The sequence below is a fragment of the Aquimarina algiphila genome (genome assembly GCF_007489275.1).
Taxonomy (GTDB): Bacteria; Bacteroidota; Bacteroidia; order Flavobacteriales; family Flavobacteriaceae; genus Aquimarina; species Aquimarina algiphila.
Genome location: NZ_VLNR01000110.1, coordinates 1 through 11,645, shown reverse-complemented (window position 1 = coordinate 11,645; position 11,645 = coordinate 1). Strand labels below are relative to the sequence as shown.

The 11,645-nt window shown below is 31.1% G+C and carries 9 protein-coding genes; 8 read left to right on the top strand and 1 reads right to left on the bottom strand.

What is annotated here, in order from left to right:
• The first annotated feature begins 154 nt into the window (after positions 1-154).
• The 4 genes from FOF46_RS29265 (at position 155) to FOF46_RS29250 (ending at position 5,414) form a co-directional block, all read left to right on the top strand.
• Positions 155-1,069, top strand: a complete 915-nt coding sequence (locus tag FOF46_RS29265) for a hypothetical protein (RefSeq protein WP_143918987.1) — start codon at positions 155-157, stop codon at positions 1,067-1,069.
• A gap of 67 nt (positions 1,070-1,136) precedes the next feature.
• A complete protein-coding gene (locus tag FOF46_RS29260) occupies positions 1,137-1,694 on the top strand; it encodes a hypothetical protein (RefSeq protein ID WP_143918986.1) in 558 nt (185 codons plus the stop codon).
• A gap of 150 nt (positions 1,695-1,844) precedes the next feature.
• Complete coding sequence (locus tag FOF46_RS29255) at positions 1,845-4,103, top strand: TOMM precursor leader peptide-binding protein (protein WP_143918985.1); 2,259 nt, start codon at positions 1,845-1,847, stop codon at positions 4,101-4,103.
• A 15-nt stretch (positions 4,104-4,118) separates the two neighbouring features.
• A complete protein-coding gene (locus tag FOF46_RS29250; protein WP_109438752.1) occupies positions 4,119-5,414 on the top strand; it encodes a KamA family radical SAM protein in 1,296 nt (431 codons plus the stop codon).
• 9 nt (positions 5,415-5,423) lie between these two features.
• On the opposite strand, the gene FOF46_RS31890 is transcribed toward FOF46_RS29250, so the two are convergent.
• On the bottom strand, positions 5,424-5,567 hold the full coding sequence (locus tag FOF46_RS31890; RefSeq protein ID WP_167571997.1) for a hypothetical protein: 144 nt from the start codon (positions 5,565-5,567) through the stop codon (positions 5,424-5,426).
• Positions 5,568-5,940: 373 nt separating this feature from the next.
• On the opposite strand from FOF46_RS31890, the gene FOF46_RS29245 reads away from it, so the two are divergent.
• The 4 genes from FOF46_RS29245 (at position 5,941) to FOF46_RS29230 (ending at position 11,450) form a co-directional block, all read left to right on the top strand.
• Positions 5,941-6,300 (top strand): hypothetical protein, encoded by a 360-nt coding sequence (locus FOF46_RS29245; protein ID WP_109438751.1) that lies wholly within the window; start codon positions 5,941-5,943, stop codon positions 6,298-6,300.
• A gap of 441 nt (positions 6,301-6,741) precedes the next feature.
• Entirely contained in the window at positions 6,742-7,323 is a 582-nt protein-coding gene (locus tag FOF46_RS29240; protein WP_109438750.1) for an RNA polymerase sigma factor, read from the top strand.
• A 3-nt stretch (positions 7,324-7,326) separates the two neighbouring features.
• A complete protein-coding gene (locus FOF46_RS29235; protein WP_109438749.1) occupies positions 7,327-8,067 on the top strand; it encodes a tetratricopeptide repeat protein in 741 nt (246 codons plus the stop codon).
• Positions 8,068-8,258: 191 nt separating this feature from the next.
• Entirely contained in the window at positions 8,259-11,450 is a 3,192-nt protein-coding gene (locus tag FOF46_RS29230; RefSeq protein ID WP_167571996.1) for a CHAT domain-containing protein, read from the top strand.
• Positions 11,451-11,645 lie beyond the last annotated feature (195 nt).

The window sequence follows — 11,645 nt, the reverse complement described above, 5'->3', positions numbered from 1 at the left end:
TTAAAACCTTGAGTATTTTATCGTAATTTGCTTGAAAGTTGTGCATATGAATTATAGTGTCGTAACTACAATTTACTGCCTTTTAGCAGTTTGCGCAACTTTTTCTAAATGCACAACGGGTTAAATTATTTAATAACTCTTAAAACTTTAAACCATGCTTACAAAAGAATTAAAAACTTCCGCAGTAAAGAAAGAACTGGATTTACGAGAATTTGTTCGAAATGAAGTAAAATCATTATTTGATATGAAGCCAAATAATGATCCTTTGTATCAAGTCTATGATACTATAGATAAAGCAATATCTGCAAAATTTAAAATACCTGATAATAAAGAAGATACTACAAAGATTGATATATTAAGAATTGTAGAGTTCTTTAATACATTCCATTTTTTTGAATCTATTAATGATTTTATTCGAGATGCTTATGTAAATTATAATCATTTAAGACATGGTTTTCTAACCAATGGTGTTTTATTAAGAACAGAAAAGGTAGAAGATGAGTTAAAAGTTAAAAATGGATATACGATACAAGAACTGGTAAAATTACATATAGAAAAACCAGAGATGTATAAAAATATACTTAATGAGATAAAGGGAGAGCTAGAAGGGTTTATTGTTACAGATTCTGGAGAAAAATGGTATTTCTGGCCAGGTTGTGAGATGAAAATTCCAGCTAGAACAAATATTGTTTTAGATACCTCTATTTCAAAATCTAAATTTGTAATTACAGAAAAAACGGGAGATACAAATCATAATAAATCTCAAATTGTTATAGAGGAAAAACCGTATCAACTTGAACTTTCGATTTTAAAGGATACTGACTTTTTTTATAAAAAGACAGATAATGATAAACAAAAATTAAACCCTGGTTTTTTTAATATTAATAAGTCATCAGAAAATTATGCTAATCTAGATTTTAGTGAAATTGAGCTTGAACTACAAAAAGGAGAGAAGTATGATTATACGCTTTATATACCTTATGTCAGCCCAAGATTGGATGTGAAAACTAATATGAAAATTTTTAATTCAGATGAAACGGTAGAAGAGTTTATTGCTACTTGTTCTTGATTTGATTCTAATAGATTTCTAAAATACGATTAGTAATACCATATTAACTCTTAAAACTTTAAACCAAATGGAAACAATCACAGTAGATTCAAATCCAACTCAAGAACAGATATATCATATTTGTGAACGATATTTTGAACTTAGTCTTAAATGTGTTAAGAATAAAAACTTAATGGATGCGTTTCAAGATCCTGCAAAAACTGTTGCCTTTTTAACAGATGGGAAATTAGATAACACGTATGTATGGATAGATGAAGGACAACCATGGGAAGGCTGTGGTATGAGACTACCACAAAATACAAGGGTGATTTTGGATTATGAAACAACATGGCCAACACTATACTTTACAAAAAAAGGAGAAAGTAAAGAAACGATTACCATAAAAGAATCGCCTTTATTTGTACAGGTATTTAGCAATGGCCGTGAAGGTATAAAAACACTAAAAAGAGAGCTTTTATCAGAAAATGAAGAATCAAAAGTGATTTTGCCCTTTGATACTAAAGAATTAGAAAATTATGATGCAATCCTCATGATGCCGTGTTTTATACCTAATAAAGATATGCTGGCAAAAGTGTTTTGTAGAGATAATAAAGAAGTAGCTGAAATAGTTCTCAGTACTTCATAGAAAAATGACTTATATGAATTGATAAAGCTTATGAATTATATAAGTAAGTTTTAAACTTAAATGATCAATGTTGTTATCTAATAAAGACAACATTGATCATTATTTATAATTAAAGATATTTTTAAATCTTCTTAAAGGAGTTCCTAGATAATGTCCAATACATTTTACAGAATTAAAGAAAATTATGCCAAAGTAAAGGTAGATGATCACTATACTATAATGTCTTCAGAGCAAGATAGTGTAGTACTACAATCTCCTTTAGCGATTCAACTTTTGGATGTGATTACTACCAATACAATAACAAAAGACGATATCATAGCTAACTATAATCAATATGGCAGTAATCTTAGTGAAGTATTGATTACACTTCACCAATTAGAAACCGAGGGGTATATCACACATACTAAACCGATATTTAGTCCAGAACAAACAGCCTATTGGGAAGAATTGGGGTATCATACACAGAAGTTGTCTTCTGTATTTAGTACCAAAACTATTGCTGTCAAAACTCTGGGTTCTATAGATGATGCTGTTTTTAGAGAATCATGTATTGCGACAGGCTTACAATGGTCAGATACTCCATATGTGACAATTGTATTGACTACAGATTATTTGCACCCTGATCTGGAGCAAATTAATACCGAGATGATCGAGCAGCATAAGCCCTGGCTATTGATAAAATTGGAGGGTACGACTCCATATGTTGGGCCACTTATGGTCCCTGATGCAGAAGATGCAGCTTGTTGGAAGTGTTTACAACATCGATTAATGCTACATGATCAGGAAAATAAATTGTATCAGGCATTGGCCAAGACTAATGATACCATTGCTCGTCCTTTGGTGAGTCACCCTATATCAAAGCAATTAGCAGCCAGTGTGGCCATTTCAGAACTGGTTTCATGGTTATATCATGAGCAAAATGAATCGTTATGTAATACCTTAATTTCATTAGAGACCAAAACTGGTGAACGTAAAATAAACCATGTCGTAAAACGGCCACAATGCCCATCTTGTGGTGATATAGAAATAGTAAAACAACATCCTATCCCCATCCAATTACAATCACAGGATACTATTGCTGATTATCCAGGAGGATATCGCACGGTTTCGCCAGAAGAAACTTTACAAAGATATAAACATCATGTGAGTGCCATAACTGGGGTTGTCCCGTATGTAAAAGAATACCACCCTGTTGATGATGTACCCATCTACAATTTTGGCTCTGGAAAAAATCTGGCATTACAAAGTTCATCACTATTCTGGTTAAACTTACATCTAAGAAGTGCTAATGGAGGTAAAGGAAAAACAGCAATACAAGCCAAAACTGGAGCTTTATGTGAAGCTATAGAACGATATAGCTTGATGTATCAGGGAGAAACCTATACGGTTTCAGCTTCTTATGCTACTTTAGAAAAGGCAATTCATCCAAATACCTGTATGCTATATAGTGATGATCAATATCAAGATCGTGAACGTATTAATACTAAAAGTACAAAGTTCTATTCATTGATTCCAATTCCGTTTGATGTTAATGAAATAATGGATTGGACACCAGTATATAGTCTTACAGAAAAAGAATTTAAATATCTCCCTTCTTGTTATTGTTATGCACAATATCCTTCAGTAGATGAAAAACGGTTATATGCATATCCTGATTCTAATGGCTGTGCGGCCGGAAATACTATCGAAGAGGCTATTTTACAAGGGTTTCTGGAATTGGTAGAGCGTGATGCTGCTGCAATCTGGTGGTATAATCGTGTGCAATATCCTGCAATAGCTTTAGAAACAGCTCAGAATCCATATATCAATCAGATGATTGCATATTATAAAAGTATACATAGAAGTTTGTATGTTTTGGATATTACCACAGATATTGGTATTCCAGTTTTCGTAGCGATCAGCCATAGTTTGAAGGAGAATGATAAAGATAAAATTTTATATGCTTTTGGAGCTCATGTAGATGCTAATATTGCTTTGGAAAGAGCTATCATAGAATTGAATCAATTGCTCCCTGTGGTGATCAATAAAAATGGATCTTATCTAACCACTGATCAGGTATTTATTGATTGGTTAGATACAGCTACGCTTCAGAATAATTCATATTTGATACCTGATGAAGGAGAAGATAAGAATATGCAAATAGATTATCCACAACTATGCAATGCCACGGTGTATGACAGCGTACAATTTTGTATAGAGAGGGCAAAGCAACTTGAACTCGAAACATTGGTTATTGATCTTACACAACCCGACGTTGGGCTTCCTGTGGCAAAAGTGATTGTGCCGGGATTACGACATTTTTGGAGACGTACAGCTCCTGGTAGATTATATGATGTACCAGTAAGAATGGGGAAATTAGAACATCCTCATACTGAGTCAGCATTAAACCCTTTGAGTATTTTTATTTAAAAACGAAAATCAGCCATGAAATTTATATCTTATAATAACACTTCATTTAAAAAAACAACGTACTATAAAAGATTACCCGAAAATGAAAGAGAAGTATTTGATATTTTATCTAGTGTTTTTCATTTTAAGGTAAATAATTATGTTCTAGAGCATCTTATTGATTGGGAAACAGTGCCCAATGATCCTATTTATAAATTGATTTTTCCGAGGAAAGAGATGTTGCAACCTACAGATTATAAGACATTACTCTTATTACATCAAAGCGGGCTTGATGAAAAAACATTATTTCAGTTTGTTCAAAAGGTAAAGAAGAAAATGTATCCAGAGGTAAAGCATGCTGAAACAAGTATCCCAAAGGTAAACGGAGTGAGGATTAGAGGAATGTATAGTAATTTTGAAACTATCGTAAGCCTATTTCCTGATCCTATGGCTAAAACATGCCATTCCTATTGTTCTTATTGTTTCAGATGGATTATGTTTAACAATAAAGAAGCACAACAAAACTCTTCATATACAGACCCTAATGAACCTGTTGAATATTTAAGAGCACATCCCGAAATTACTGACGTATTATTTACAGGAGCAGATCCACTAGTATTAAAAGCTAAAACATTACAGAAATATATCGATCCGGTTTTGGATATAGAATCTGTAAAAGTAATTCGTATTAGTTCAAAATCATTAGCGTGGTGGCCATTTCGATTTACAACAGATAAGGACGCTGATGAATTATTGAAATTATTTAAATACATTCAATCCAGGGGAAAACATCTTAATTTTTGTGCTCATTTCACTCATGTTAGAGAACTAGAAAATGATGTAGTCAAAGAAGCAATACAAAGAATAAGAGATACGGGGACCGTAATTCGATGTCAGGGACCTATTGTTGAAGGTATTAATGATACTCCCAAGGATTGGAGCGCATTATGGAACACTCAGATAGCATTAGGAATGGTTCCTTATTATATGTTTATAGAAGCTGATCATAACTCTGAGTCCTGTTTTAGAATTCCGTTAGCAAAAGCATTACAAATTTTTCAGGAAGCACAGAAAAAGACTACAGGTTTAGCAAGAACAGTTAGAGGCCCTGTCTTTATGAATGATTTGCATAGAACATTATTAGATGGTATTGTGACTGTTAATGATCAACGATATTTTGCATTAAAATCGTTACAAGCACCTCCTAATATGGTTGGTGAAGGTACAATCAAATTAATTCCGTATAGCGAAACGACCAAGGATGCAGGAGATTTGATTGCCTTGTTTAGTAAAGAACAAGAAGCTAGATCTACTACTGTTGATATTCTATAGCATCGAATGTCAAAATAGAAACTCTTCATTATAATTTAATTTCTTCCCTTTGGGTATCTGGATGGTATTTCCGCCATTTTTATACTTCATATCTATACTCATGAAATATTGTGAAATATTTTTTTGAGATGTCCCGATATATATTTGTCTCATCAAAATAAGTATAAAAAGCAAGATCAAAAATGATAACTCAGAATACTCAAAATCAATACAGAAAAAGCATGGTGTGCTGGGTGATTAAAATACTTTTTGTACTTCATAGATAAAATAATTCATGTTCTTTAAAAACAACATCAAATAAGGAAAATAGTTGGATACTTCTATTGGGGGAAATTATTTGATGTTAAGAAAAGCCAAGTAGACAGTTGAAATAATTGCGCTGTAGAGTTATTGGGGGAAAATTCTACAGCTCCTTGGCGTTTAATTAGGTTTTAAGAACAATAGAAATAACAATGAAATATCGTGAAATATGTTTTAGAAACCGTAATATTTAATTTCACATTATAATTAAAGAAATAAAGGGGCTATGGGACATTCATTAATTGACAAAAAAACGCAAGAGGTTAGATTTGGATACTGGCCGTTTCAGGATCGAGTAAAGACAACGCTTACATTGATCAGTTTGGAGAATGGGAGCTTTGATATCCACTACTTAGGCCAGTTTAATAAATTGAAAATAGGAAAAGTGGAAAACATAACAATTCCTGAACATGGCAATGTTACAAAAAGAATCAATGATTATCCTGAAATAAAATTTGAGATTTGTAAATACAATGTTGCCAATAATTATGCGGCTATGCAGGTTAAAATAGATGCAGAAGTTCCTGGTTTGGGTTGTCAAACTATTTATGATCAAACTTTATTAGATCATAAAATTGCATCCTAGAAACAACAAAAATAGAATCAAATGTTTAAAGCAATACATATAGAATCGAATGGTTGGGGAGTATCTCCATTTAATCTAACAAGATTGTTAAGAAAGTATATAAAAGTTTAGTCAGTACATTACGAATAGGGGGCTATTTAATAATGACAATGTTTATTTTCCAAGACTAATATATAAGGTTTGGCTATTTTGCCAAACCTTTTTTATTTTTAAATTCATGTGATAAAATTGGCTAAAGGCTATTAAGATGAGATAAGTACAGAAGTTGGTTTTAATTTTTAATTATTGAAAAACAGGGATTTATGATTTTTTTCTAAAATATTATTGATTAGAAATAGTTATTTTATCAGGTATATTAAAATTTAAAAATATCTTTACAAATGAATTACGATTTCAAAAATAGTATATTAAGATTAGAAAAGATTTAGCGATATATCGTTGATGGGCAAGGAAAACAATAACAAAATTATAACAGCATTCATTCAGAATGATGATAAAATTCTTAAAGAGTTTTATGTAAAGCATTTACCTATGGTAATTAGGTATGTTAACAAAAACTCTGGAAATGAATATGATGCAAAGGATGTTTTTCAGGATGCGATGGTTATTGTGTATGAAAAGGTTAAAAATAATACATTGGATATAAGTTGTTCTTTGGGGACATATGTATATGGTATCAGCAAAAATTTATGGCGTAATAGATTACGAAAGAATGATAAGATAATAATTACAGAAGATATTACCACAAATGATGGCGAAGGAGTAGAAACTATTATCGAAAATATAGATAGATTAGATAAAATATTCTTGATCCAAAAGTACCTTTTGGAACTTGGAGAAGGGTGTAAAGAAATCTTATTGTTATTTTTTGCAGGATATAGTTTACGTGAGATTGCTGAGAAAAGAAAGCTCACAGAAGCATATGCCAGAAAAAGAAAGTTCATCTGCCAAAAACAGTTGATGGAAAAGGCAGAGAAAGATCCGATTTTTAAGGAATTAAAAGAGTCATCTAATTACAAGTAAATCATGAAAAAGAATCAGGAATTATTTGAAAATATAGATGCGTACTTAAATGGTAATTTAGTAGGTGCAGATTTAGAGTTGTTTGAAAACACTTTAAAGTTAGATACTGAGCTACAGGAAGAGGTTGAGAAGTATCGTTTGATAAAAGAAGCTTTAAAAGATAAAGATATCATTAATTTTAGGGAGAAACTTAAGGATATCGATCGTGAAATAGAGGAAGAAAAAGTAAGAGAAATTCAACCCAAAAAATCATTTAAGACCTATTATAGAATAGCAGCTATTTTTATAGCAATAGTGGGTATATCTTCTTTGTTTTGGATATATCAGGAACCAGATTTGTATGCACAGTATTATGTTCCTTATCCTATGAATGAGCTTACTCGCAGTAGCGAGGAGTCTACAATAGAAGTGTTAAAAGAAGTATCACTACAGTATAAAAGAAAAGAGTATCAAAAGACAATTCCTGTTCTGGAACGTCTTATCCAAGAATATCCTAATGATGATCGATTAAAATTATATCTGGGGAATAGCTACCTCAATACTGATCAAGAAGAAAAAGCTATTACCTTATTTCAGAATATTGTGAAGAATGATACTCTTCATAACGATGCATTATGGTTTTTGTCATTAGCTCATGTGAAGACAGAAAATAATGGTAAGGCAATTACTTTTCTTAAAGAACTAACTTCTTACGAAAACTTATATAAAAAGAGCGCTATAGATTTGCTTGAAGAATTAGAATAACAATACTTTTTTTGAATCATAAATTCACTTTATAATTTCGTTGTTTTTTCGTAGTTTAAAACGATTACTAACCTCAAATATCATATTTTTAGTTACATTACGATTTAATATTTATTAACCTTTATATGATAATTACCCCACACTTTCGTCTAATACAAGTATTCTTTTTTTGCACTTTCCTTTTTTCTTTTATGGGTGCAACTGCACAAATTAAAATTGATACGACAAGGGCTTCGCAGTATTACAAAGAAGCAGATTCTCTGTTGATTCAAAAAAAGTATGAAGAATCTATTGCGCTTTTTAATAAAGCACTTCCTGAATATAAAAAAGCAAAAGCGTGGGAAAAAGTAGCAAGTTGTTATAATAAGATTTCTGAAAATCAGTGGTATAAAGGAGATGAGTCTCTTTTAAGCGCAAAAAAAGCATTAGAAATAAGTACAGATTACCTTATGGAAGGCAACAAGTTTGAGGCTGATTCTTATGATAATATAGGTTTTTATCATAAAGGAGTTCCGAATTATGATGAAGCTCTACAATATTATGAAAAGGCACTGAAAATAAGAGAAAAGATTTTTCCTAATGAACATCTTGATATCGCTAAATCCTATAGTAATTTAGGATCAGTTTACTGGAGCACATCTAAATATAAGGAGGCTCTAGAGTTTCATAAAAAGGCATTAGCTATTAATTTGAAAATTTTAGGTCCAGATCATTCAAAAACTGGACGAAACTATAATAATATTGGTCTTGTTTATGATAACTTGGGAAAACTTGATATCGCTTTAGAATATTATAAAAAGTTTTTGAACAATACTATAAGAAATTCTGGAAGCGATGATATTTATGTAGGGTATAGTTATGTTAATATGGGGGTAACTTACCTTAACCTTAAACAGAATAATAATGCATTAAGTTATTTTCAAAAAGCATTGCCCATTTTACTTAAAGAAAATCGATTAAATGGACTAAAAGCTGTGTATCAAAATATGGGTATTGTATATGATATAAAAGGGGAATATGATAAAGCATTAGAATATCAAAAAAAAAGTTTAGAGATTGCTTCAAAAATATTTGGAGAACAGCACCCGGCTATAGGTGTTATATATGCAAATATTAGTGTTATATTTCATAAAAAAGGTGATGAAAAAAAAGAAATAGAGTATTACAAAAAAGCTTTGGAAATTTACACCGCTTCCTTAGGAGAAAATCATTATTTGGTTGCTCTATCGTATCATAATATGGGGAATACATATTCTATTAATAAAGAATATGATAAAGCACAGAAATATTTTAATAAAGCTTTAAGTATACGTAATAAGATTTTTGATAAGAATAATCCTAATATTTCGGTGTCATATAGTGGTATTGCGAATCTCTATTTTCGACAAAAAATGTATGATGAATCATTAAAATATCATAAAAAAGGTTTAACAATTCTACAAAACTCATATGGAGAACAACATCCTCGCGCGATAAGTTTATATAATAATATTGCATTTGTTTATCAGATACAAAAAAATCATGCAAAAGCAATTACTAATTTTGATAAAGCATTACTCTCAAATACTAAAAAGAAGTTTCAAAAAGGAATAGAAAACACTTTTGATCCTAACCATTATTCTGATTGGAAATTATTATTAGAAACACTTAAAGGAAAAGCTAAAACTCTTAAAGATTTATATCAAGAAAGTAATGACAGAGAGTTTCTTAATCAAAGTATAGTTATTTATAAAAATGCAGATGTGCTTATCAAGCATATGCGAAAAATATATCAAAATTACGAGGATAAAGTTGTTTTTGCTAAACAAGTAAAAGAAATCTATACAGATGCTATTAATACGTATTTATTAGAATATGAAGAGGCAAAAAAACGGTCATCTTTGACACGAATATTTTATTATATGGAGAGAAGTAAAAGCAATATACTAAAAGAACTCTTAAATGATTCTTATGCAAAAAGTTATACTGGATTGCCAAATGAACTGTTAACAACGGAAAAAATAATAAGAACAAATCGAGCTTTTTATATCTCGCAGATTTTAAAAGAAGAATCTAAAAAGTCAATTGATACGATAAAAATTGAGGAGTATGAAAATGAATTATTTAATATTAATAGAAGAAGAGATTCTTTAAATCAATCACTAGAAAAAAACTATCCTAAATATTTTAAGCTTAAATATAATAATGATATTGTTAAAACTTCTAATATCCAGAAACAATTAGATAACAAAACAACGTTATTAGAGTTTTTTACAGGAGATAGCATCACCTATGCTTTTACCATTTCTAAAAATGAAATTGCTGTGCAAGAATTAGCAACTCCAAAACTCACAAAACAGGTTGAACAATTTCGTAAAAGTATTACAAGTAAAAACATCCAAGAATTTAAAAAACAATCACATTTACTATATAATACACTTTTAACTCCGATAAAAGAACAACTTAAAGGAGATCAGCTTATCATTGTACCCGATGGTCCATTATGGCATCTTAATTTTGAATTGTTACTGACTCAAAATGATGCTTCTGAAGATCCAGGAGAACTCTCGTATTTACTGAAAGACTACGCCATTACCCATGCGAACTCAGCGAACTTATTGTTTAACCCTTTTAAAGAGGGAGTTTCAGAAGATGAAAAGAAAGGATGCTTGGCATTTTCTTTTTCGGATTCGACTAATATTACGACCTCAAAAAACATGAGTTTGGCTACATTAAGAGATACTGGAGATGACTTACCGGGAACTCGTAAAGAGATTAGAGCTATTGCCGATATTATCGATGGGCAATATTATTTTGGAGCAGAAGCAAATGAAGCTAACTTTAAGAAAAAAGCGAATCAGTATAAGATTGTACATTTAGCCTTGCATGGAGAGGTGGATAATGAAAGGCCAGAGAACTCTAAATTATTTTTTACCAAGTCTAACGATACAATAGAAGATAATTTATTGTATGCTCATGAGCTATTTGCTTTGGATATTCCATCAGAACTTACGGTATTAAGTGCTTGTAATACAGGAACAGGTAAAATTGCCAAAGGCGAGGGAATCATGAGTTTGGGTAATGCTTTTCAATATGCTGGGACCAAAAGTTTGTTGTTAAGTAGTTGGGAAGTACCCGATAATACTGCACCAGAATTGATGCGGTATTTCTATACCAATCTTAAAGCAGGGATGCATAAAGGGAGAGCTTTACAGCAAGCAAAATTAGAATACCTCAAAACAGCAGATCGATATCATAAGGATCCGTTTTATTGGGGTGGGTTTTATCTGGTAGGAGATAGTGCTCCCATACAATTTAGGGATACTGATTCCTGGTATTGGATTCTTGGATTAGGGGTTTTACTCATACTTGGATTGTTTTTATATAAGAGGAAAAGAGGGTAGTTTATATCATAGTATTGGTAGTACTTAAATTATACATTGTTTTATTATATTTCTTTAAGATATACATATATAACCCGTTGTGCATTTAGAAAAAGTTGCGCAAACTGCTAAAAGGCAGTAAATTGTAGTTACGACACTATAATTCATATGCACAACTTTCAAGCAAATTACGATAAAATACTCAAGGTTTTAAAA